Origin of the sequence: Actinoplanes sp. NPDC049316, assembly GCF_040677315.1 — a bacterium.
Classification (GTDB): domain Bacteria; phylum Actinomycetota; class Actinomycetes; order Mycobacteriales; family Micromonosporaceae; genus Actinoplanes.
Genome location: NZ_JBFAQM010000002.1, coordinates 60,415 through 82,964, shown reverse-complemented (window position 1 = coordinate 82,964; position 22,550 = coordinate 60,415). Strand labels below are relative to the sequence as shown.

The 22,550-nt window shown below is 71.9% G+C and carries 23 protein-coding genes and 1 pseudogene; 13 read left to right on the top strand and 11 right to left on the bottom strand.

The window, feature by feature from the left end:
* Positions 1 to 76: 76 nt before the first annotated feature.
* Positions 77 to 1,078 (bottom strand): glycosyltransferase family 4 protein, encoded by a 1,002-nt coding sequence (locus AB0K03_RS02945; protein WP_364679613.1) that lies wholly within the window; start codon positions 1,076 to 1,078, stop codon positions 77 to 79.
* Positions 1,079 to 1,138: 60 nt separating this feature from the next.
* Here AB0K03_RS02945 and AB0K03_RS02940 point away from each other — a divergent pair, with 60 nt between their 5' ends.
* A complete protein-coding gene (locus tag AB0K03_RS02940) occupies positions 1,139 to 2,839 on the top strand; it encodes an alpha-glucosidase (RefSeq protein ID WP_364679611.1) in 1,701 nt (566 codons plus the stop codon).
* On the opposite strand, the gene AB0K03_RS02935 is transcribed toward AB0K03_RS02940, so the two are convergent.
* Positions 2,829 to 2,975 carry a hypothetical protein gene (locus AB0K03_RS02935; protein ID WP_364679608.1) on the bottom strand — a complete coding sequence of 49 codons (147 nt, stop codon included), beginning with the start codon at positions 2,973 to 2,975 and terminating at the stop codon, positions 2,829 to 2,831. The genes AB0K03_RS02940 and AB0K03_RS02935 overlap by 11 nt on opposite strands.
* Positions 2,976 to 3,038: 63 nt before the next feature.
* Positions 3,039 to 4,649, bottom strand: a complete 1,611-nt coding sequence (locus AB0K03_RS02930; RefSeq protein ID WP_364679605.1) for a CocE/NonD family hydrolase — start codon at positions 4,647 to 4,649, stop codon at positions 3,039 to 3,041.
* A 47-nt stretch (positions 4,650 to 4,696) separates the two neighbouring features.
* Here AB0K03_RS02930 and AB0K03_RS02925 point away from each other — a divergent pair, with 47 nt between their 5' ends.
* Positions 4,697 to 5,326 (top strand): TetR/AcrR family transcriptional regulator, encoded by a 630-nt coding sequence (locus AB0K03_RS02925; RefSeq protein WP_364679603.1) that lies wholly within the window; start codon positions 4,697 to 4,699, stop codon positions 5,324 to 5,326.
* Positions 5,327 to 5,335: 9 nt separating this feature from the next.
* Entirely contained in the window at positions 5,336 to 5,827 is a 492-nt protein-coding gene (locus AB0K03_RS02920) for a TspO/MBR family protein (protein WP_364679601.1), read from the top strand.
* A 478-nt stretch (positions 5,828 to 6,305) separates the two neighbouring features.
* Here AB0K03_RS02920 and AB0K03_RS02915 read toward each other — a convergent pair whose 3' ends face one another.
* On the bottom strand, positions 6,306 to 6,650 hold the full coding sequence (locus AB0K03_RS02915) for a barstar family protein (protein ID WP_364679599.1): 345 nt from the start codon (positions 6,648 to 6,650) through the stop codon (positions 6,306 to 6,308).
* 125 nt (positions 6,651 to 6,775) lie between these two features.
* Here AB0K03_RS02915 and AB0K03_RS02910 point away from each other — a divergent pair, with 125 nt between their 5' ends.
* From AB0K03_RS02910 to AB0K03_RS02895, 4 genes and pseudogenes are all read left to right on the top strand, one after another.
* A complete protein-coding gene (locus AB0K03_RS02910; RefSeq protein WP_364679597.1) occupies positions 6,776 to 7,123 on the top strand; it encodes a hypothetical protein in 348 nt (115 codons plus the stop codon).
* Between the two features lie 116 nt (positions 7,124 to 7,239).
* Entirely contained in the window at positions 7,240 to 7,929 is a 690-nt protein-coding gene (locus tag AB0K03_RS02905; protein WP_364679596.1) for a DUF4232 domain-containing protein, read from the top strand.
* Positions 7,929 to 8,537: pseudogene (locus AB0K03_RS02900) on the top strand (DUF1963 domain-containing protein); the annotation flags it as partial. The gene AB0K03_RS02905 and the pseudogene AB0K03_RS02900, both read left to right, overlap by 1 nt.
* A gap of 46 nt (positions 8,538 to 8,583) precedes the next feature.
* A complete protein-coding gene (locus AB0K03_RS02895) occupies positions 8,584 to 9,126 on the top strand; it encodes a hypothetical protein (RefSeq protein WP_364680760.1) in 543 nt (180 codons plus the stop codon).
* A 121-nt stretch (positions 9,127 to 9,247) separates the two neighbouring features.
* Here the strand turns inward: AB0K03_RS02895 and AB0K03_RS02890 are convergent, their stop codons facing one another.
* Positions 9,248 to 9,967, bottom strand: a complete 720-nt coding sequence (locus AB0K03_RS02890) for a VOC family protein (RefSeq protein WP_364679593.1) — start codon at positions 9,965 to 9,967, stop codon at positions 9,248 to 9,250.
* Between the two features lie 78 nt (positions 9,968 to 10,045).
* Here AB0K03_RS02890 and AB0K03_RS02885 point away from each other — a divergent pair, with 78 nt between their 5' ends.
* The gene (locus AB0K03_RS02885) at positions 10,046 to 10,243 is read left to right on the top strand and encodes a hypothetical protein (protein WP_364679592.1); all 198 of its coding nucleotides are present in this window, start codon (positions 10,046 to 10,048) and stop codon (positions 10,241 to 10,243) included.
* A 432-nt stretch (positions 10,244 to 10,675) separates the two neighbouring features.
* Here AB0K03_RS02885 and AB0K03_RS02880 read toward each other — a convergent pair whose 3' ends face one another.
* From AB0K03_RS02880 to AB0K03_RS02860, 5 genes are all read right to left on the bottom strand, one after another.
* Entirely contained in the window at positions 10,676 to 10,939 is a 264-nt protein-coding gene (locus AB0K03_RS02880) for an NUDIX domain-containing protein (protein WP_364679589.1), read from the bottom strand.
* Between the two features lie 188 nt (positions 10,940 to 11,127).
* Positions 11,128 to 11,676, bottom strand: coding sequence for a hypothetical protein (locus tag AB0K03_RS02875; protein ID WP_364679586.1), 549 nt, complete (start codon positions 11,674 to 11,676; stop codon positions 11,128 to 11,130).
* 82 nt (positions 11,677 to 11,758) lie between these two features.
* Positions 11,759 to 12,124 (bottom strand): VOC family protein, encoded by a 366-nt coding sequence (locus AB0K03_RS02870; protein WP_364679583.1) that lies wholly within the window; start codon positions 12,122 to 12,124, stop codon positions 11,759 to 11,761.
* 60 nt (positions 12,125 to 12,184) lie between these two features.
* Entirely contained in the window at positions 12,185 to 14,533 is a 2,349-nt protein-coding gene (locus tag AB0K03_RS02865; RefSeq protein WP_364679580.1) for a LuxR C-terminal-related transcriptional regulator, read from the bottom strand.
* Between the two features lie 9 nt (positions 14,534 to 14,542).
* Positions 14,543 to 14,797, bottom strand: coding sequence for a DUF5999 family protein (locus AB0K03_RS02860; RefSeq protein ID WP_364679578.1), 255 nt, complete (start codon positions 14,795 to 14,797; stop codon positions 14,543 to 14,545).
* 166 nt (positions 14,798 to 14,963) lie between these two features.
* Here AB0K03_RS02860 and AB0K03_RS02855 point away from each other — a divergent pair, with 166 nt between their 5' ends.
* On the top strand, positions 14,964 to 15,572 hold the full coding sequence (locus AB0K03_RS02855; RefSeq protein WP_364679575.1) for a sigma factor-like helix-turn-helix DNA-binding protein: 609 nt from the start codon (positions 14,964 to 14,966) through the stop codon (positions 15,570 to 15,572).
* On the opposite strand, the gene AB0K03_RS02850 is transcribed toward AB0K03_RS02855, so the two are convergent.
* On the bottom strand, positions 15,560 to 17,593 hold the full coding sequence (locus tag AB0K03_RS02850; protein WP_364679572.1) for an N-acetylmuramoyl-L-alanine amidase: 2,034 nt from the start codon (positions 17,591 to 17,593) through the stop codon (positions 15,560 to 15,562). The two genes, AB0K03_RS02855 and AB0K03_RS02850, sit on opposite strands and share 13 nt — an antisense overlap.
* A 223-nt stretch (positions 17,594 to 17,816) precedes the next feature.
* Between AB0K03_RS02850 and AB0K03_RS02845 the strand changes: the two genes are divergently transcribed.
* The 4 genes from AB0K03_RS02845 (at position 17,817) to AB0K03_RS02830 (ending at position 22,539) form a co-directional block, all read left to right on the top strand.
* On the top strand, positions 17,817 to 20,120 hold the full coding sequence (locus tag AB0K03_RS02845; protein WP_364679570.1) for an EAL domain-containing protein: 2,304 nt from the start codon (positions 17,817 to 17,819) through the stop codon (positions 20,118 to 20,120).
* A 232-nt stretch (positions 20,121 to 20,352) separates the two neighbouring features.
* Positions 20,353 to 20,925, top strand: coding sequence for a hypothetical protein (locus AB0K03_RS02840; RefSeq protein ID WP_364679567.1), 573 nt, complete (start codon positions 20,353 to 20,355; stop codon positions 20,923 to 20,925).
* A 58-nt stretch (positions 20,926 to 20,983) separates the two neighbouring features.
* The gene (locus AB0K03_RS02835; protein WP_364679564.1) at positions 20,984 to 21,613 is read left to right on the top strand and encodes a bifunctional 4-hydroxy-2-oxoglutarate aldolase/2-dehydro-3-deoxy-phosphogluconate aldolase; all 630 of its coding nucleotides are present in this window, start codon (positions 20,984 to 20,986) and stop codon (positions 21,611 to 21,613) included.
* Complete coding sequence (locus AB0K03_RS02830; RefSeq protein ID WP_364679561.1) at positions 21,610 to 22,539, top strand: sugar kinase; 930 nt, start codon at positions 21,610 to 21,612, stop codon at positions 22,537 to 22,539. Before AB0K03_RS02835 ends, AB0K03_RS02830 begins: the two co-directional genes overlap by 4 nt.
* Positions 22,540 to 22,550 lie beyond the last annotated feature (11 nt).

Below are 22,550 nucleotides of genomic sequence, written 5' to 3'. Positions count from 1 at the left end.
ACGCTTCAGCTATTCCTGCGGCGAATCAGGAAGAATGCCGCAATTCGGTAATAGGACATTAACAAGGAAGCTGATTTCACCCGGCCAGTTCGCGGTAAATCCTCAGGTAGTCCTCCACCATGCGGTCCGCGCCGAACCGGCTGCGGGCCCGGGCCCGGCACGCCGCCCGGTCGAGCCGGTCGATCCCCTCGACCGCGGCCACCGCCTGGTCGACGTCGTCCACCAGGCGGCCGGTGACGCCCTCGTCGACCACTTCGGGCATCGATCCCTTCCGGTACGCGACCACCGGCGTCCCGCAGATCATCGACTCCACCACGGACAGCCCGAACGGCTCCGCGAACCGGATCGGGTGCAGCAGCGCCGCGCTGCCGCCGAGAATGCGCGCACGGTCCCGGGGCCCCACCGAACCGAGGTAGGTCACCCGGTCACCGTCGATGTGCGGCTCCACCCGCTCCCGGAAGTACGCCTCGTCCTGGACGATCCCGCACAGCGTCAGCCGCCGGCCGGCCCGCCGGGCGATCTCGACGGCCGCGTGCGTGCCCTTGTCCGGGTGGATGCGTCCGAAGCAGACCAGGTCCTCGCCGCCTGCCGCGGAGAACGGCAGCTCGTCCACGTCCACGCCGTGGTGGACCGTGGCGACGTAGTCCAGGTCCGGGCAGCGGTCGGCGTCCGAGATCGAGACGAAGGCCGAGCGGGCCCTGCGGTACGCCGGCAGGATGTTCGACCCCGAGAACCCGTGCACCGTGGTCAGCATCGGTGCGCGGCAGTGGCCGGAGAACGCGAGCGGCAGCCAGTCCAGGTGGTTGTGGACGAGGTCGAACTCGCCGGAGCGCTCGAGGGCGTACGCGACGTGCAGCGCCTCCCACACCCGGCCGTCGATCTCCGGGTCCTCCTCGTAGCCGCGCGCCACGACGCCGTCCAGCGTGGCCTTGGTGACCGAGTCGAGCGTGGCGAACAGCGTCACGTCCACGCCCCGCGCGGTCAGCCCCTCGGCCAGCAGGCTGGTGACGAGTTCCCACGGGCCGTAGTGGACGGGCGGCGTACGCCAAGCGACCGGTCCGAGCAGCGCCACCTTCATGATCCTCAGTATGGGTCGTTGCCCGTGTTTCGTCCGGGGTTCGCGTGTTAAAGAGAGACCATGGAGAACCCCTGGTGGCATCGGGCCGTCGTCTATCAGATCTATCCGCGCAGCTTCGCCGACGCCGACGGGGACGGCATGGGCGACCTGCGGGGCATCATCGACCATCTCGACCACATCGCGGGCCTCGGCGCCGACGTGATCTGGTTGTCGCCGATCTACCGGTCCCCGCAGGACGACAACGGCTACGACATCAGCGAGTACCAGGACATCGACCCGGTCTTCGGCACGCTCGAGGACTTCGACGAGCTGCTCGCCGGCGTCCACGAGCGCGGCATGCGGCTCGTCATGGACCTGGTCGTCAACCACTCCTCCGACGAGCACGCGTGGTTCGTCGAGAGCAAGTCCGGCAAGGAGAGTCCGAAGCGGGACTGGTACTGGTGGCGGCCGGCCCGCGAGGGCATGGAGCCGGGTACCCCCGGCGCGGAGCCGAACAACTGGGGATCGGTCTTCGGCGGATCGGCGTGGGAGTACGACCCGGCGACGCGGGAGTACTACCTGCACCTGTTCAGCCGCAAGCAGCCCGACCTCAACTGGGAGAACCCCGAGGTCCGCGAGGCCGTGTACGCGATGATGACCTGGTGGCTCGACCGGGGCGTGGACGGCTTCCGGATGGACGTCATCAACTTCATCTCCAAGGACCCGGCGCTGCCCGACGGCGCGGTACGCCCCGGCTCGCTCCACGGCGACGGCGGGCCGTATTTCATCGACGGGCCGCGCATGCACGAGTTCCTGCACGAGATGCACGAGCGCGTCTTCGCCGGCCGGGACAAGATGCTGACGGTCGGCGAGATGCCCGGTGTCACGGTGGCGGAGGCGGTCCGCTACACCGATCCGGCGCGGCGCGAGGTCGACATGGTCTTCGCCTTCGAGCACGTGGACGTGGACCGCGGCCCCGACCCGTGGACCCTCTACCCGCTGCAGCTCACCAAGCTCAAGGGCATCTTCGGGCGGTGGCAGGCGGGCCTGGCCGACGTGGGCTGGAACAGTCTCTACTGGAACAACCACGACCAGCCGCGGGTCGTCTCCCGCTTCGGCGACGACTCGCCGCAATGGCGCGAGCGCTCGGCCAAGATGCTCGGCGCGGTGCTGCACCTGCACCGCGGGACGCCGTACGTCTACCAGGGCGAGGAGCTGGGCATGACCAACGCCCCGTTCGCGTCCATCGCGGACTTCCGGGACATCGAGGCGCTCGGGCACTACGCGCAGGCGGTCGAGCACCAGGGGCGCTCACCCGAGGACGTGCTGACCGTGCTGCGTGCCCGGGGCCGGGACAACGCACGGACGCCGATGCAGTGGGACGCCTCGCCCAACGCCGGTTTCACCACCGGCACACCGTGGCTGGCGGTCAACCCCAACCACACCGAGATCAACGCGGCCGCCGCGGCGAAGGATCCGGACAGCGTCTACCACTTCTACCGCCGGCTGATCGAGCTGCGCCACGAGGATCCGGTCGTGGTGCACGGCGACTTCACCATGCTGCTGCCCGACGACGAGCGCCTGTACGCCTTCACCCGCCGCCTCGGCGACGCCGAGCTGCTCGTGGTCGCGAACTTCTCCGGGGAGCCGGCGAAGGCCGAGATCGACGACGCCGGGGCGTGGACGTCGGCGGAGTTGCTGCTGACGAACGCCCCGGCGCCGGCCGGTCTGGAGCTGGAACCCTGGCAGGTCGTGGTCTACCGCCGCACGGTCAGCCCGTGATGGTGTCCCACGAGTAGGCGAGCAGGGCGAACGCGGCGCCGAGCAGCGCGAGAGAGACGCCCCGCGTGCCGATCGGCAGCGCGGCCAGCACGAGCAGGATGACGGCGATGATGTAGAAGAGTCCCTGGATCGACATGGGAGAGCCTCGATTCTGTGGGGTACGTCGGCGGCGCCGCATGTACCCGTGCATCGAGAGGTTTCAAACCAACGGCAGCGTGAGCGCGGACGGATGGGCCGGGTCGTGGCGCACGGTCGTCGTCGTGGCGACCAGGCGCGTGGCGGTCGCGAGCGGCTCCCCCGTGCCGTAGTTGCGGGCGAAGCGGGGATGTGCACCGCCGCTGACCTGCAGCCGGATCCGGTGCCCGGCGGCGAAGCGGTGCCCGGCCGCGTCGAGGGGGATGTGCACGACGTCCTCGTCGGCGTGGTCGGGCGTGAGCCGGGCGAACCCGTCGCACACGTTCACCGAGCGGCCGCGTGGGTCCACGTCGCACAGCCGCACGAACAGGTCGAAGTGGCCGGTGCTGCCCGTCGCGTACAGGTCGGCTGCGGGCGTACCGATGATCTCGAGGGCCTCGGGCAACGGCCCGGTGGTGAAGGTCCGGACGTCCGGGCGCGCCTCCAGGCGCCTGTTGTCGCGGGCGCCGGCCGTGCGGGACTGCAGCTGGCCGGCGAACGACGGCGTGGGGTCGCGCGGGTCGTAGCGGAAGCTCGTCGCGCCGTCGGCGAGCTCGCCCAGGCCGCCCTCCGGACGCAGGTGGAAGCGGGCCGGGGTGCTCGGCGGCGGCCATTGCGGCAGCACCCGCCACTCGCCGCCGACGTGCACCTTCACCCTCGCCGGTCGCTCGCCGCGGCAGAGGAGGTGCACCCGCAGATGCTCCAGCGCATCGGCCGACACGTCGGCCCGGCCCTTGTCGAACATGGAGGTGTGGGTCCAGGGCCCGATCATCAGGGCCGGGTCCCGGCCGGCGCGGCACAGCCGGTCGTACTGCTGCAGCGTCTGGCCGAGCGCGAGGTCGTGCCACCCGGTGACCAGGCTGACGGGCGCGGTCATCCGGTCCGCCGCGGGCCCGGCGTCGGCGCCGGCCCAGAACAGATCGTCCGGGTACGGGTGGCTCGCCCAGTCCTCGAACTCCGGCCGCCGTCCCCCGAGCGCACGACGGTACGAATCGACGAGCGGCACCCCGCGTACGGCGTGCCGCAGGTGCCGGCCGAGCCGCAGCAGCGCGCGCAGGTAGGCGCCCTGCCCGGCGGATTGGTGGAAGAACGCCGTCCCGCTGATCAGGGCGAGCTCCAGCCGGAACGTGCACTGCCCGTCGGGATGCATGGCGGCGTAGAAGTCGTGCGCCGGGCCCTGCATGACCGCGGCGCGCCACTCGGGCGGCGGGTCCAGCCCGAGCGCCCACTGCACGTAGCTCAGATAGCTCGGGCCGATGGTGGCGAAGGCGCCCGGGAACCACTCCTGCTTGCGCATCCACTCGACGGTCGCCTGCCCGTCCGCGGCCTCGTTGCGCCACAGGTGGAACTCGCCGCCGGATCCGCCCGTGCCGCGGGTGCTCTGGATCAGCACCCGGAACCCCTGCTGGGCGAAGGCCGTACCGAACAGCGAGTTCCACGGGAAGCCGCGGCCGTACGCGCTGCGCACCAGCAGAACCGGGCACTCTTCCTCGGTGACCGGCGCGTAGTGGTCCGTGACGAGCGGGCTGCCGTCCGCGGCGGGCACCTCGAGGCCGGGCTCCCACTCGACGTCGTAGGGGGCGGTCGCCCGGGTGCGGCGGCGCATCACCCGCAGGAAAAATGGCAGTCGTTCCATCGTCGCCCCCGTTTCCCGTACGTTGTACTGAAAATAGCATCCCGGAGGTGCCCGTGCCCAGAGGCCGCCCGCCCGCGCGTACCCGTCCGCAGGTCGTCGCCGCCGCGATCGCCGTCGCCGACGCCGAGGGCCTGGACGCGCTGACCATGCGCCGGCTGGCGGCGGAGCTGGGCGCGGGGCCGATGTCGCTCTACACGTACGTGCGCGACAAGGAGGAGTTGGTCGACCTCATGGTCGATCAGGTCAGCGAGTTCGATCCCGCGGAGGGCGAGCCCGACCTGCTCCGCCTGCTCGTCTGGCAGCGCGACCTGATGCTGCGCCACCCGTGGCTGCCGGCGGCGCTGCCCAACCGGCGCCTCGACGGACCCCACATGCTCGGCCACCTGGAACGCGGGCTGGCCGCGCTGGAGCCGACGGGCCTGCCGGGCGCGGTGAAGCTGGAGATCCTCGCCCTGCTCACCGGCTTCGTCGCCGGTTACGTGAGCAACGAGCTCGCCCAGGCGCGCGCCGGCGTCACCGACTCCGAGCGGGTGCAGCAGCACGTCGCCGCGCTGCAGGAGGCGGTGGCGAGCGGCGCGTACCCCCGGCTCGCCGCGGTGCTGGCCGAGGGCGGTCCCGTACGGCCGCCGGCCTTCGAGGACGTCGCCCGGCGCATGATCGCCGGTCTCGTCGGGTAGAGACCGAGGATGAGCAGCCACGTCGCATACCGGCCCAGCCCCGCGCACCGGTCCTGGTGGGGCCTTGTCCCGTTCGGCCTCGCGGTCACGGCCGCGGCGTTGATCGGCGGCCTCGGCGTCGCCGGCACGGCCGGGGAGTACCAGAGCCTGAACCAGCCGTCGTGGGCGCCGCCGTCGTGGCTGTTCGGCCCGGTGTGGACGATCCTGTACGCGATGATCGCGGTGGCCGGCTGGCTGGTCTGGCGCCGGACCGGCTGGACGACGGCGCTCACCGTCTACGCCGCCCAGCTCGTGGTCAACGCGATCTGGACGCCCATCTTCTTCGGCTTCGGCCGGTACGGCCTCGCGCTGGTGGACATCGTGCTGATGTGGCTGCTGATCGGGGCCACCGTGCTGCTGTTCCGGCCGGTGTCGCGGGCGGCCGCGTGGTTGCTCGTGCCGTACTGGGGGTGGGTGACCTTCGCGGCCGCGCTGAACGCGGCCATCTGGCACGCCAACTGACCCGCGACTCATGCGCGCCATCCTCGGCGCCCGATGCTGAGAGTGCGCTGAGGCCGACCACTCTTGCCCATCCTCAAGGCCCTGGTGGCGGAACCTCCGCTATCGGACTCATCCCCGAGGTGGCCAGGCCCCCGATGGTCCCGGCCGCTGCGCCGAGACGCGCTCTCCGGTGCCCCCGCCCGACTGCTCGACGCCGGCCTGGTCTCCCGTCGAGCGGGAGGAGGTCTCCTGGTTGCCGCTGCCCTGCCTCGATGGGGCGCTCGACGAGCTGCCGCGGAGTGCAGTCGTCGTCCGGGCACGATTACGGCGAGACGTCGACGGCCGGCCTCGGCCCGCCGTCCGACTGTCCGGGGGAAGGCGAGCCGGACAGGCGCCGGCGGAGCGATTTCACCCCGATACGGCCAAGTCGAGCGCCTCATACATGGCGCGGTGGCCACGGGTGCACGGATCCGCCGATGAGCGGGCGCACTCCTATGGATCAGTCCGGGGCTTGCCGCGTCTCATCGCCGCTCGGATCTCTCCCCGCCTCCGGCGCCGGCTGATGGACCACGAGTCGCGAGCCGCGGCCGGCGAAGGTCTCTCTCAACGCCCGAGCCTCGCGGTTCCTCCGGGAGAAAAGACCCACTCGATCGACATGAACGACGACCGCATCGTGGCGATCGATGAGATCCGAGATACCTCTGACCTGGATCGTGTCACGCCAGGCCTCAATGTTCCTCCCGAACCACGCTGGGAGGCCGCAAGGAACAGACACCGCATCCCAGAAGTCGTCGAGCGTCTCCATCCTCCTGCCCCTCAAGTCGACGACGAGATCATCGGCCACGTTCCCACCCCACCTCACCTTGGAGATTCACTGATGGCGTCCACAATGACGCAGCGGCGCGCGGGTCCCCAACTCGATATCCGGATCTGCCGCAGTAAGTGCGCGACCCATTTCGAGGCGTTCCGGTGCGCCGCAAACCACGCGTTGATCTCCACCGGGTTGATCCGGCCACCGCGTGGACGATCCTGATCGGGTTGCTCGCCACCGCGACAGTGACCGGCGGCCCGCGCGGGCGGCAGGCGCTGGCGGTGGTGACGGTCGCGGCGTACTCGTTCGCCACCACCTGGCTGATCGCGGCCGTGCTCATCCGGACGGTCCGGGTCGACCAGGACGACGAGCACGGCGGTCTCGTCCTGGCGGTGTACGGCGAGACCGCGTACGACCTGGTGCCGCACGCCGTCGGCGGCTGTCGCACCGCGAGCCACCCCAGCCGGGCCGCATCGGCACGACCGAGCCGGTGGCGCCCGGCTTGACACTGATTTCACAACGTCATTCGTTCGTGCCAGGCCGTGAAGGTCAGGGGTTTCGCGAGGGCACCGGCACGGCAGATTGAGCGGCACCACATCCGCTCTCCCGAAGGATCGAATCGATGCGCCCGATGCTCTTGGCCGTGCCCGCGATCGCCGCCGCCGCCGTGTTCCTCGGCGCGTGCGGCACGCCCTCCACCGGAACGTCGGCGCCCGCCACGACCACGTCGACCAGCAGTGCTCCGGCCGGTGCAGATGGAGGCAGCGGCACCACAACCACCGGCACCACAACCAGCAACTCGAAGACCAGCAACTCGAAGACCGGCGACACGAAGACCACGAGCACCAGGACGACGACTGCCGCACCCGTCTGCCGGACCCGCGATCTCACCGCGGTCGTCACCTGGCAGCCGCAAGGGGACACCACCCACACCCACCGGGGGTTGGTCACCCTCAGCAACAAGAAGAAGAACAGCTGCACGGTCGACGGCTGGGCCGCGATCTCGCTGGTCAACGCCGCCGACGAGGTCGTGCCGGTCACGACCAGCCAGGTGAACCAGCCCGGCAAACCGGTCAAGATCACGTTGAAGCCGGGCGCAAGCGCATGGGCCGGCATCAAGTGGACCGCCTGCGACAAGGGCGACTCGTCGTGCGGTGCCGGCAACACCCTGCGCTTCAACCTCGAGGCCTCCACCGACGGTGACGTCGCCGACCTGGAGGGCTTCCCCAAGCCGGAGGACAGCGACATCACCATGAAGCGCCTGCAGATCGGCTCACTGCAGCCGAGCAACCAGGGCGTAGTCGCCTGGTGATGGCCGAAGCCGGGGCTCCACGGCCCCCCCGTACGCCACTCTCTCGCCGGCCTGGTCCGACCAGCGACAGCCCAGAGGGGCGGCGCATTGCCCGACGAGGTCGAGTGCCACCTCATCGGACCCCGCGCGAGTTACGGCCGTCCGCTCCTGTCGCCGACCGAGCGCGGCGGCCTCGCGGCAAGCCGTCACGCGATGTAGCGGAGAGTGGGCCTGGCCGATGCACGCTCGTGCCGAGGTGTGCGCACCCGATCACGGCGGCAGCGCGTGCGGGCCGTGGGGCACTGGTCGCCGGGATCGCCCTCGTGCCACCATGGTGCGCCATGGATCATCAGGGGCGGTTTCGTGATGCGGCGCTCGCGTCGGGCATCCCGGACGACGAGGTCAGCCGGTTCATCGAGCACCTCCGTTTGTCGATCCGGTTGAGCGGGGGATCCGGCGGTGTGCCGGTCGGGCAGTTCGGCGGGTTGCCCCGGCTGCCGGTGGGTATGGACTGGCCGTCCGACGGGGTCAGTCCGTTGCCGTTCATCTTCTCGGTCGACTGTGCGGCGTTGCCAAGAGTCGACGGCTTCGGTCTGCCGGCAGAGGGCTCGCTGCTGTTCTTCCTGGACCACGAGCAGGCCGCTGCTACCGGGGAGCGGAGGGTTCGGGCGAGTCGTGTTTGTGCCGGCCGGCACCGATACCGAGGTGGCGGCCGGATCCACCGACCATGCGTTCGTCGGCAAACAGTACGACGTCAGCGCTACGGTGCGCGCGGAGTTCCCCAGTTGGTTCGGGGTGGACGAGGACGACGAGGACGACCTGTCGCCGTTCCGGCAGCAGTTGGCCCGTGATCTCGAGCGTGACCTGCCGCACCTGGACGAGCTCTGTGCTATGGCCGACGATATGTGGCCGCCTGACAGCACGTACGCCAGTGCCTACATCGGTGGGTATGCCGACACGGAAGTGATCAAAAGTATTGCGGAGCAGACTCTGGCGTGGCGGGAGAAGAACGGCGAGATTGTCGTTCCGGTCGCGAAGTGGTATTCCCATATGGAGAAGGAGATGCACCGGCTGACGAGTGAGTGGGTGTCGCTCGCTCGCTTTCCCGTGGACAACGAGTTCTATTACCGAAGTGCCGGAGGTTTCGTGATCCGTCACGACGACCTGGCCGATGGCCGGCTGCACGAGGCGCTTTCCGTGGCTGAGTCGATCCCATAGCGCAGCGGCAACGCCGGATACGGCCACAATCGGCGGCGTTGCCGACGATGCCGACGTCAGATGCTGGGCATCCGCTATTGCCGAGGAGAGGGCATCACCGACACCTCTAGTGCGCCCGCATTCATTGCAGCGCCGCTGCGAGGTCGGCGGCAATCTCGAATGTCGGTGCCGCCCTTCCAGCCTCGTCCGGGTTCAGCGCGATGTGCTTGGCGCGGGCCAGCATTTCCGTTGCGGTTTCCCAATCATGAAGCGCCATCGCCAGTTCTGCGCGGTACACCACAGCCTCTATGTGTGTGACGGGGTCATCGCCGGCCTGCGAGCGAGCCAACGCGCTGTCGAGCATGCGGGCTGCCTGGCAGACGTCACCCTTGGAGTCGGCCAGCACGATGGCGTTCGCCAGCGCTTTGGCGAGTCGTCCGGCGGGTGCGGGTGTCGGCGGGGGCATCGTGGCGGGCTTCTGGAAGACACGGATCCAGTTGCCGCCGGGGTCGATGACGCTGAATCCGCCCAGCCCGTCGCCGTTCTTTCGCGCTCTGGGCCGGGTCATCCGCGGCATTCCGAACACCAGGACTCTGCCGTATGCGGCCCGCATGCCGGTAGCGAACGCCCGGTGCAGTTCCGCGATGTCCGAGGTGAGCACGAGACAGGAGCCGTAGGACTGCGCTGGGTCGAACCCGGCAATCTCGAAGAACTGCAGGTGCAGGTCTTCACGTTGCATTCCCACGCAGGGGTTGGGTCTGCGCTGCTTGTACGTGGTGCTGAAGCCGAGAACCACGTAGAAGTTCTCAATGTCGTCAATGGACGCGCAGGGCAGCAGGGGAACGGTCACCTCGTTGGTCATGGCTCTTTCCTAGGCCTGGCGGAGGGTCCGCCGCACATGGAAATAGCCGATCATCGCCTTGCCTCACCCGATCGGCCGATGCGACCGAAGCCGATCGCGCTCGGCATCCGCCGGCGGACCGTCACGCGGAGCCGGCTTGCCCTCCTCGCGTGGCTGGCCACCGTCGGACGCCTCTGGCGTGTCTGGCCGATCCTGCTCGTCGCGATGATCTCCACCGCAACACTGGGCGCACTGTTCTGGCACCTACTCCGCACCGCCCAGTACCAGGTGGGCTGAACCACGTGTAGAACTACGGAACATCACGGCCACTCGACGTCGTCAACTTCCGGTCATGCCGAGATCAGTGCACTTGATCGATGCAATACATGGGACGTGTCCGATCGGATCGAGGCGAACCGTGGTTGCCCAGGGCTGCGGCGCTACGCGCCACTGCGATCTGCCGGTTCTCCATACCTCGAGGGAGGCCTTGGCGGGTGGCGCCCCCCTCACCTGGTACTGGTGCGCCGGTCCGGCGGTGGGAAGCAGACGGAGAGTGCCGGCCGCTTCCAACTACGTCCATCGGCGACGGATCTGTTGGCAACCACTTCACGCGCTCCGCGTCTATGAGCGATCGCCAAGGAACGCTCAGGGCGTTGTGATTAAGCGCTATTCACGGCACCATCAGCCGGCTGGCGATCATTCCAGCGGCAACAACCACAAACCCATTAATCAATGCGATCCGGCGGATCGGGCGGCCGGCGAACAGGCCGACAAGGCCGATGAAAACCCCTGCGAAAGCGGCGACAGCAGGTAGCGGCCGCGCCCATTCAGGGTCGCGGCGCCGCTCACGCCGAGCTCCTCGGCCAGCTCGCGACCGGCTGTCACGGCCGGGGCCTCGCCGGGCTCGACGTGGCCGCCCGGCGGCAGCCACAGTCGGGCGTTGCGATGGTCGACCAGCAGCACGTCGCCGGTTCCGGGGTCGACGGGGACCACGTAGGACACCAGGTGGCGGGGGGAGTGGCGGGCTTGATCCGGCGGTAGACGTCGTCGGTGCCGGCAGCCAGGCCGGCGTGTCGGCGTGGTGCGCCGCCTCGACATCGTCGTGCGGACGCAGGGCGGACACGAGGTCGTGCAGCGCCGGGATCATCCGCCGATGATTCCAGCCGAGGCCATGCGCTCGCTCAGAAGATGCCGTGCGCCGATCCTCGATCCGCGTCGCGGACCTTGTAGCCGCCCTCGGAGACCGCGAAGAAGGCGGCCGGGGCCATGCAGCGCGCCGGGTTGTCGGTCGGCCCGGCCAGCCCCACCCGGTCCCGGTGACCCGGCCCGTTGTCGTCGATGCTGAACCCCAGACGGGCGCCGAGCTGAGGCTGGGCCGCCGGATCGGGAGCGGTGCGGACGACGACGCCGGTGACGGTGGCCGTGCCTCCGCCCGTGGCGAGGCAGTCGACGGCGACCTCGTACCAGATCGTGTGCGGCGGATCCTCCTGGCCGAACCGGTGCGACAGCCGTGCCGTGCCCCACGATCGGTCCGGGAACGGACCGCCGCCGTCGTCCGGCACGGCGTGCGCGTCCACTGTGAACCGGATCTCGTCGCCGACCGGGTTGGCCAGCAACCCGGTGCCCCGGACAGAGGTCGTCCGGGGCACCGGGTCGTGAGCCGCTGCGCTTGTCGCCACGGTCGCTGTCAGCAGGGCGGAGGCCGCCAGCGCGGCAAGGATGACTCGCATGCCGACAGCCTGCTGACAGCCTCCTGTGGACCGGCTGAGGAAACCTGTGGATCTCCACAGGACCCGCGCCGGGCCGGCGTCGTCAGGAGCGCAGGCAGATGTCGAACGGGTGGCCCTCCGGATCGAGCAGCACCCGCCACCGATCGGGCTGCGGCTGCTCGTCCGGCTTGGTGGCGCCGAGCGCGAGCGCCTCCTGCTCCGCCTTGTCGAGGTCGTCGACGTAGAAGTCGAGGTGGTAGCGCTTCGGCGCGGTCTCCTGCGGCCAGCCCGGGCCCGAGTAGCCGGGGACGCGGCCGAAGCCGAGGCTGGTCGAGCCGTCGCCGATCATGGCGTATTCGGCCTGGCTGTGCAGGACGTCCCAGCCGAGGACGCCGGAGTAGAAGGCCGCCTGCGCCGCCGGGTCGGTGGCATCCAGGTTGATCATGGCCAGGGAGGCGAATCCGGGCATTGTGCTGCCTTTCCGTGTGGGTACGCCCGCCATCCTGCCCGCAGAGACTGACACCTTCTGTCAGGTACCGGAACGGCTTTGCGCTGCCAGCCAGGCCGCCACCTGGGCCCGGGAGGTGAAGCCGAGCTTGCTGAGGATGTTCTCGACGTGGCCCTCCGCCGTCCGCTGCGCCACCACCAGCCGGGCGGCGATCTCGCGGTTGGTCAGGCCCTCGGCGACCAGCGCCGCCACCTCGCGCTCGCGCGGGGTCAGTCCGAGCTCGGCGAGCCCGGCCGTGTCGGCCGGGGCGGGGGCGGGGCGTGGGGCGGGTACCCGTTCCAGCGCGAGCGCGACGGCGTCCGCCCGGCTCAGCGCGGCGCCGCGGGCGAAGGCGGCCTCGAAGGCCCGGTCGCCGAGCCGTTCGCGCAGCTGAGCCACGCACTCGTCGTGGAAGTCGTGCAGCGTGCGGAACGACGACAGCGACGCGTGCATCGCCCGCCACATCCGGTCCGAGGCGCCCAGCAGCTGGGCCGCGCGCTGGTCGCGGCGTTCGGCGGCCGCCACCCAGCCCAGCGACTCCAGCGACAGGCCGACCCCGAACTGCTCGTCCTCGACGAGCTTGCCGACCTCGAGGCTTTCCTTGGCGGCCTGGGCGGCGCCCGCGTTGTCGCCGGCCCGCCAGCGCAGCACGCTCAGCGCCCACATCGCGAACGAGCGCCACCACACCTCGCCGTGGGCCGCCGCCAGGTCACGGCACGCGATGAGGTCGGCGTACCCGGCGGTGGGGGAGGCCGACGAGAGGCCGCGGACGAGGCCGAGCACGGCCAGGCACCACGTCTCGCCGCTGCGGACCTGCAGCGACCGGAAGCGCGCGTACGCCTCCTCGAACAGCGGCAGGGCCCGCGCGTGGTCGCCGCCGAACATGGCGATGTTGCCCTCGACCACCGCGAGGAACGCCAGTTCGACGGAGGGCGGCAGCTCTGCGGCCAGTCCCTTGGCGTCGGCGAGCAGCGCCTCCGCGCGGACCCGGTCGCCCTGCACGCAGGCGATCCACGCGGCCACCCGCAGGGCCCGCACCCGGGTCCAGTGCCGCGGGGGCGGCATCGCCAGCGCCCGGTCCAGCCAGTGCCGGCCCTCGGACAGGAAGCCCCGGACGAACCAGTGGTTCTGCAGGTCGGCGGCGAAGCGCAGCGCCGTCTCGGGCGGCCCGGCGGTGACCGCGTGCTCCAGCGCGACGCGCAGATTGGCCTGCTCGTGGCGCAGCCGCATCATCAGCGCGGCCTGCTCCGGGCCGACCCAGTGCTCGTCGCCGTAGCGGGCCAGTTCGGCGAACCACTCGCCGTGCCGGCGGGCCACCTCGCCCTGCTCGCCGGCCTCGGCCAGGCGCGCGGCGCCGTACTCGCGGACCACTTCGAGCATCTTGTAGCGGGCCCGCGGGCCGTCACCGACCCGGGAGACCACCGACTGGTCCACCAGCGACGCGATCAGGTCGAGGATGGACTCGGGTGCGAGCGGCGCGAACGCGCACACCTGCTCGGCGGCGTCCAGCTCGAACCCGCCCGAGAACACCGACAGCCGCGACCACAGCCGCCGCTCCGGCTCGTCGCACAGATCCCAGCTCCAGTCGATGAGCGCGCGCAGCGTCTGCTGCCGGGCCGGAGCGTTGCGCGGGCCGGTGGTCAGCAGCCGGTAACGGTCGGTCAGCCGCTCCAGGATCTGGTCGAGCGTCAGCACCCGCAGCCGCGCCACCGCGAGCTCGATGGCCAGCGGCACGCCCTCCAGCGCCTGGCACAGCGCGGTGACGGTGGTGCAGTTGGCGTCGGTGACCTCGAAGCTCGGCAGGACCGCGGCGGCTCGTTCGACCAGCAGGCTCGCCGCCTCGTACCGGGCCAGGTCGCCGGGGGTGCACGCCTGGTCGGCCTCGGGCACCGACAGCGGCTGCACGGTCAGCGTCGCCTCGCCGGCGATCCGCAGCGCCTGCCGGCTCGTCACGAGGATGCGCAGCTGCGGGCAGGTGCGCAGCAGGGTCTCGGCGAGGTCCGCGCAGGCGACCACGAGATGCTCGCAGTTGTCGAGGATCAGCAGGACCTGCCGGTCGGCCAGGAACGTCGCCAGCCCCGGCGCGTCCGGGCTCACCGCTTCCTCGCGTACGCCCAGAGCCTGCGCGACGGTGACCGCGACCAGATCCGGGTCGCGCAGCTCGGCCAGCTCGACGAGCCACACCCCGTCGGCGAACGCCCGGCGCATCTCCAGCCCGACGCGCTGCGCGAGGCGGGTCTTGCCCACCCCGCCGGCGCCGGTCAGCGTGACCAGGCGGTTGGTGGAGAGCATCCGCCGTACCCCGGTCATCTCGTGGCGCCTGCCCACGAAGCTGGTGACCTCGGCGGGCAGGTTCCCGAGGGATCCGCGCGCGCCTGTGGCGGTGCTCATACGAGCACGTTAGTGCGTGCGTCCCCCGATCGCGGCGTGCCGGATGCCAAGGGACGCCTCCGCGCGGGCCGCGAGGGCGAGCCCGGCGTGCACCGGGGCCGGCACGGCGCGGCCGTCCGGCAGCAGCCCTCCGCTGTCGTCGAAGCTCACCACGCCGTTGCAGAGCAGGCTCCAGCCCTGCTCAGGATGGGTGGCCACCACGCGGGCGGCCTCCCGGTCGGTGTCGGCCGCGCCCGGACAGGGCGGCACGTGTCTGCACTGCATCTGACTTCCTCCCGGCAGCAAGAGTTCGTCGCGACACGCCGGGCGGACACGGGAGAACTACCCGGGTGATACCCGGATCGGCGTTCGCGGGTACTTTCCCCGGTGCCGCGGCCGGGCCGGTGGATCACGATGGGACCCCTCGATCACCGACGAGGAAGGGGCACCCATGGGCCGCCACGCGGCCGACCGGCCGGGCAGGCCGCCACTGCACGCCGACCTCTTCGCGCCCGCGCCGGGCTCCGCCGCGGCGTACGCGGCGCGGGAGCGGGCCGCGGAGGCGTTCGACCGGCTCGTCGAGCCGCATCGGGACGCGCTGGAGGCGTACGTGCTGCGCCTGACCGGCGGCGACCGGGCGGCGGCCGACAGCGTGCTCAAGGAGACCTTCTACCGCGCAGCACAGGATCCTGCCCGCTACCCCCCGCGGGCTTCCGCCGTCCGGCCGTGGCTCGTCCTCACGGCCCGTACGGTGCTGCGCGACGGCGAGCGCTCCGCCCCTGCAGGACACGACGACCGCCCCGTCGCCGTGCCGGCGGAGCGCTCGCCGTCCCCCCGCGCGGAGACCACCGTGGTGCGGGCCATGGACGACCTCGCGGCGGCCCACCGCGAGATCCTCGTGGAGCTCTTCTACGAGGGCGTGTCCCTCGAGGCGGCGGCCGCCGCCCGCGGGGTGCCGGTCGAGACGCTCAAGTCCCGGCTGTACTTCGCCATGCGGGCCCTGCGGGCCGTGCTCGACCAGCGGATCGAGCCCGGCCCGGACCTTCGTCACCGCAGGTAGACGAGCCCGTCCGAGATCACGCCGGGCCGGCCGGCGGTGCCCTCCACCACGATCCTGACGGTGTGCTCGGCGCTGGAGCCCCACGAGCGGGTCCACACCGCGCGGCGGTTGAGCACGGCGGGCGACCGCAGGTCCACGATGCCGGCGGGCTCGCCGTCCACGTACACCTGCACGCGACCGGAGACCGAGGTGCGGCTGACCGCCAGCGCCGCGGACCGGCCGGTGAACGTCCAGCTCAGCGATGCGCCGGCGGTGGTGGCCCGCAGCGCGGAGCCGCCCAGGTACGCGGTGCTGCCGACCGAGCGCCAGGTGCCCGTACGCTCGGCGGCCCGCTCCGTCATCAGAACCGCCGTCCGCGTCGCCGCCACCGAGCGCACGTTGCCCGCCCGGTCCGTGGCGCGCAGGCCGTACGTGGTCCTGACGCCGGGCTTGACCGAACCGGCCCACGCGGCGGCGGTGGTGCCCACGTCCACCGTCGCCGGGCTGGTCAGGGACACCGCCCGCAGGCCGCCCGCGTCGCTCGCCGCCCAGCGCAGCCGTACGGGCACGACGCCGTTGAGCGAACCGGTCCGCAGCGCGACGCTGGGCCCGCTGGTGAACTCGGGCAGCGTCTGGTCGGCGTACACGGCGGTGTCGACGACGGCGATGCGGCCGTTGAGCGCGACCGCGCGGACCCGGACGATGTGCCGCCCCGGGCTGAGCCGCAGCAGCTGCTGGCGCAGCCCGGCGGGGACCGAGGCGGCGAGCTCGCCGTCGACGTACACGTCGTAGCGGTTCATCAGCGTGCCGGCCGTGTCCACCTGCCAGAACGGCCGGATCGCGCCCCGGGTGAAGTACGTGCGCCCGATCTTCGTGGCCCCGTTGACCTTCGTGACCGTGAGGTCCGCCGGGCCGGCGGCGGCGATGCCGCGGATCGAGCCGAGCTGGGCGTACAGCGTGTTGCCGGGGCACTCGGTCTGGCCGGTGTCACGGTGCCCGGAGATCCGGTTGAGCATCGCCGTGCTGCCCCGGGCGTAGCGGTCGCTGCCGCTGGAGGTCATCGCGACGCGGCCGGCGGGCGTGTTGCCGTACGCCCCGATCTTGTACGCCGCCACCTGCGCGATGACCGTGCGCACCCGGGCCGAGACGCCGCGCGAGCTGTACGTCCCCAGCACGGCGATCGCGGCGCTGTGCGAGTTGAAACCGAGCGTGTGCGCGCCCAGCACCGGCCGGCTGATCCCGCCGCGGCGGCCCTCGAACAGGGTGCCGCACTTGTCGACGAGGAAGTTGTAGCCGATGTCGTTCCAATGCTTGCTCTTGACGTGGTACGCCTGGATGCTCCGCAGGATCGCCGCCGACTGGGAGCAGCTGTAGCTGTTCGTGCCGGCCGTGTGGTGCACGAACAGCACCTGCACGTCGCTGGTGTACTCCGGCGCGTTCTTGACCAGGTTCTCGTTCGCGCCCCACTGCGCGCGCGTCACCACGTCCGGTACCGGTCGCGGCGGCACGGTGACCTCCTGCGCCCTGGGCACGGGAGCGGGCGACGGCGTACCGGGATCGATGAGGTCGACCCGCAGCCCGGCGGGCAGCGGCGTGGTGCGGCCCGGGTCGGCGGCGACGCGCGCCTCGACCGCGTCCGACGGGCCCACCCACAGCGGGTCGGTGCTGCCGCGCACGCCCTGCCGGTCCACCGAGCCGGGCTCGGCCGGATCGGCCCCGTCGGCCTCGAGGGTCTGCCAGGGCGTCCACGTGCCGTCGGCGCTCGAGCGGGTACGCACCTGCACCGCGCCGGTCAGCTCGGCGGCCGGGTCGGCCCAGGTCACCCCGACGAGGCTGAACGGGCCGGTGGTGCGCGGTGCGACCGTCCGCGCGGCCGCCGCGGATTCGGCCCGCAGCGTGCCGGGCGCCGCGAAACCCCGTCCGGTCGGTGACGAGCCTGCCACCGTCTGGAGGCCGATCGTCTGCAACGTCGGCCCGGTGCCGCCGGGGACCCCGGCCCCGAGCAGGGCCGGCTGCTGCTGCCCGCTTCCCAGGACCACCATTGCGCCACTGAGAGCTACTGCGGTGATGCCTGCCGTACTGATGACTCGCCCGTGCGCGTGCTTCACGCGTTTCCCCCCCGCGAAAGACTTGGATCGGCGCAGATCAGGGTGAAACGTACGCGTCCCGCAGGGTTCCCGTAGCCGTTTCGCCCGACTCCGGACCTGCTTCACAGGGGATCGTTAATGCCCCCGCGCGCGGTGCCGATGGGAGGATGTGACCTCCGTGCTCGCTGCCCAGCGCGCGGAAGCCGGGCCGACCCCGCCGGCCTCCGCCCGGCCCGCGCCCCCGCCGCGCAGCAAGGCTGTGGCCTGGGCGTACGTCGGTGCCGGCGCGGTCGTGCTGGCCTGGCTCGCCGCCGGCCCGGAAGGGCTCCGGCTCCCGCTCATGGCCGTCGCCGTCGCGGGCGGGCTCGCCGCCATGGGGTACGGCGCCCGGCGCGTGGCACTGCCCGCCGAGCGGGCGCCCTGGCAGGCCCTGCACCTGAGTGCCTGGATGTTCTTCATCGCCATCGTGATCCGTGGCGTGGTCCCCGGCGCCGGTGATGCCCCGCCCACCGCCATGGCGCTGTTCCCCGACGCCTTCGTGCTGGTCGGCTATCTGGTCATGGCGTACGCGTTCGGCAGCATGCTGCACCGGCGGCGGGCCGCCGAGGACGACCCGGCGCGGGTGGACGCCGTGCTGGTCGGGCTCGCCGCGGCGTTCATGTGCTGGACGTACCTGATGGTGCCGTCGATGGCACACCCCGAGCTCTCGGTGACCAGGATCTCGAACTCCGTCTTCCCCGTGATCGACGTCGTGATCCTGGTCCTCGTCGCCCAGCTCGCGCTCTCCGGCGGGGTACGCCAGCCCGCGTTGTGGCTGCTGATCGGCGCCGCCACGGTCATGTTCGCGGGCGACTTCCTGTTCATCCTGCGCGACGGCGCCCTTGCCACGGTGTCGCAGCACAGCCTCGACGTCCTGTTCACCGCGACGTTCCTGCTCGTCGGCGCGGCCGCGCTGCACCCGTCGATGCGGACCCTGACCGAGCCGCAGCAGATCGTGGTCAATGAGGTCAGCAAGGTCCGTACCGCGCTGATCGGGGCGGCGGTGATCATCCCGGTCATCATCACGACGATCGAGCCCGCCGGCGGGCTGCTGCACGGCACGATCCGCGCGATCCTCTGCGTGCTGCTGATCCTCACCGTGCTCTACCGCGTCGTACGGTCCAACAACTCCCGGGCGAGGGCGGAACGCGCCACGCGGCGCCGCGCCACCCACGACCCGCTCACCGACCTGCCCAACCGCGAGCTCCTCGCCGAGACCGTGGAGAGCTGGGGCGACCGGGCCGCCGCCGAGCAGATGGAGATCAGCCTGCTCTTCATCGACCTCGACCGGTTCAAAATGGTCAACGACCACTGGGGCCACCAGGTCGGCGACGAGCTGCTCTGCGCGGTCGCCGGCCGGCTCGGCGCGCAGGTGCGCTCGCAGGACCTGGTCTGCCGCATCGGCGGCGACGAGTTCGTCATCGCCCTGGCCAGCCCGTCGCACTCCGCGCTCGCCGAGTCGCTGGCCGACCGGGTGCTGGAGGAGTTCACGCGGCCGTTCGAGCTGTCCGTCGGCAACGTGGTGATCTCCGCGTCGATCGGCGTCGCCAAGTCGTACGGCGGGGCGCACGCGCTCGAGCTCATCCGCGACGCCGACACCGCGATGTACAAGGCCAAGGGCTCCGGGCGCAACGCGTACGCGCTGTTCGACACGTCCCTGCGCGAGCAGGTCCGCGACCGGATGAACCTGGAGCAGGCGCTGCGCCGCGCTCTGCCGCGCGGCGAGCTGGCCGTGCACTACCAGCCCATCGTCGACCTCGGGACCGGCGAGCTCGACGGCTTCGAGGCGCTCATGCGCTGGCAGCACCCCGAGCTGGGGTCCGTGTCGCCGCTGGACTTCATCCCCGTCGCGGAGGAGACCGGGCTGATCGTCGAGAGCGGCGCGTGGCTCCTGCGCGAGGCGGCCGCCCGGCTGGCGGCCTGGCGCGCCGACCGCGGGCCGGACGCCCGGCCGCTGCACGTCTCGGTCAACGTGTCGGTCCGGCAGCTGCGCGACGGCGCGCTGGTCGGCATCGTCCGTGACGTGCTCGCGACCACGGGGCTGCCGCCCGAGGCGCTGTGGCTGGAGATCACCGAGTCCGGCGTCATGGAGGATCTGGAGACCGCGCTGGCCACCCTGCAGGCGCTGCGCGGGCTGGGCGTCACGCTGTGCATCGACGATTTCGGTACGGGTTACTCCTCGCTGAGCTACCTCAACCGGCTGCCGGTCGGCATCGTGAAGCTCGACCGTTCGTTCGTCTCCGAGGTGGGCCGGCACGGCGCCAACGAGTCCATCGTGCGCGCTGTCCTGGCCATGACCAAGGCGATGAACCTGCGGGTGGTCGCCGAGGGTGTCGAGACGACCGGGCAGCGCGACTGGCTCCGCGAGCAGGGCTGCGACCTCGCCCAGGGCTGGCTGTACGGCAAAGCCGCCCCGCCCGGGGCGCACGCCGAGCTGGTCTGACCACTCACCCGTCCACGAGCAGCACGACCTTGCCGCGGCCGTGGCGCGACGGGCGGCCCGACGCGGTCGAACACGGCGGCTCTCATGCGCGCCACTGTGCAAGCTGAAGCGGGGGTGAGGTCACCGGGCCGGTGCCTTGACACCCGGCCGAGCGGGCCCCTCGCAGCGGCCTCCCGGTCACGATCGGGGGCACGCCCGCGACCGCCGGACGGGGCGTCGCTACCGTTGTCGGGTGTCTGAGATCCCGTGGTGGGGGCTGCCCCTCGTCGCCGCAGTGTTCGCCCTGGCCGGAGCGGGTGCGACCCTCCTGGTGTCCGCCCGTGACAACTACGTGCGCAGCCGCGCCAAGCGCACCCGGCGCTGGTACGCCGAGCGCCGCGACGCGTACGTGGCGTTGCTGACGCAGTTCGAGCGGGCGTCGTACCGGATGCGGGCCGCGCTGGACGGCGGCCAGCCGATGCCCGGCCCGTACACGTACCTGGACGAGGTCGGCCCGGCGCTGATGCAGGTCCGGTTGCTCGCGTCGGGGCAGGTCCGCAGCGCCGCGCTGGCGGTGCACCTGCTGCTGGAGAAGTTGTACGCGACCCGCCCCACGCCGCCGCCCGGGGTGGACCCGGCCAAGTCGCCGCGGGAGATGCTCGGCCACGTGCCGCTGGTGATGCAGCAGCTGGAGGCGGCCATCCGGGAGGAGCTCGGCATCGAGGTCACCCCGCCGCCGCTGCCGGAGCCGGCGCCGCCGCGGTCGCTGCGCGGGTACCTGCGCCGGGGGTCGTCGGCGTCCCGCGAGTCGAGCGTCACTGGGTGATCTCGCCCCGGCGGGGGGATCATCGAGTCCGGTGCAGGACTCGCTCGGGGAGGCGTCCATGTCGGACTTGTCGGTAACTGAGGCGATCGTTCGGAGCGGGGTGGTCGCCGTCCTGCGGGCGCCGGCCGCGGACGCCTTCTCGGCCGTCAGCGACGTGCTCGTCGAGGCGGGCATCACCGCGCTCGAGGTGACGCTCACCTCCCGCGGGGCGCTCGAGGCCCTCGCCGGGCTGCGCCGCCGGCTGCCCGCGCACGTGGCGATCGGCGCCGGCACGGTGCTCAGCCCCGACGACGCCAAGGCGAGCATCGACGCGGGCGCGGCCTTCCTGGTGTCGCCGGTGTCCGTGCCGGGGCTCGAGGGATTCGACGTGCCGGTCTACCCCGGCGCGTTCACCCCCAGCGAGATCTTCGCCGCCGCCCGCACCGGCGCGCCGCTGGTCAAGCTCTTCCCGGCCGCGGTGGTCGGGCCGCGCTACCTCAAGGACCTGCACGGGCCGCTGCCCGGGGTGCGGATCATGCCCACCGGCGGCATCGAGATCGCCGATGTGGCGGCCTGGCTCACCGCCGGCGCCGCGGCGGTCGGGCTGGGCGGGCCGCTGCTCGGCGACGCCGCCGCCGGTGGCAGCCTCGCCGAGCTGGCCGAGCGGGCCCGCCGGGCGGTCGACGCGGTCGCGTACGCGCGCTCATGACCGGCCTGCTCACCTTCGGCGAGACCATGGGCCTGGTCGCCGCCGACGGCATCGGCCCGCTCGAGCACGCCCGCGGCTTCCACTTCGGCATCGGCGGGGCCGAGAGCAACGTGGCCATCGGCGTGGCCCACCTCGGCTCGCCCGCCACCTGGATCGGCCGGGTCGGCCCGGACGCGACCGGCGACCTCATCGAGCGCCGGCTGCGCGCCGAGGGCGTGGACGCGGTCGTGATCCGCGACCCCTCGTTCACCGGCCTGATGGTCCGGCACCGCCGCACCGGCGCCCTCCAGCACGTCGACTACCACCGCGCCGGCAGCGCCGGCTCCCGGCTCGGACCGGCCGACATCCCCGTCGACACGTTGCGCGCGGCGGGCATCCTGCACGTCACCGGCATCACCCCGGCGCTGAGCGACTCGGCCCGCGCGGCCGTCTTCCAGGCGGTCGAGACGGCCCGGGCCGCCGGTGTGCCGGTCAGCGTCGACGTCAACTACCGCGCGAAACTGTGGTCCCGCTTCGACGCCGCCCCGGTCCTGCTCGACCTCGTCACCCGGGCCGACATCGTCTTCGCCGGGCCGGACGAGGCCGCGATCATCGTCGACGGGCCCCCGGTGGCCGGCCTGGCGAAGCTCGGCCCGGCCGAGGTGATCATCAAGGACGGGCCGCGCGGCTGCACCGCGCTGATCGGCGGGGAGACCTTCACGGTGCCCGCCCTGGACGTGACGGTGGTCCACCCGGTCGGGGCCGGCGACGCGTTCGTCGCGGGCTACCTGGCCGACCGGCTCGCCGGAGCGGCCTCCGCAGCCCGGCTGGAGACGGCGGTCGCGGCCGGGGCGTGGGCGGTCACGCTGCCCGGCGACTGCGAAGGCCTGCCGTCCCGCGACGACCTCGCCGCCCTGCGCTCCGCCAACGACGACGTCGTCCGCTGACCGGATCGGTC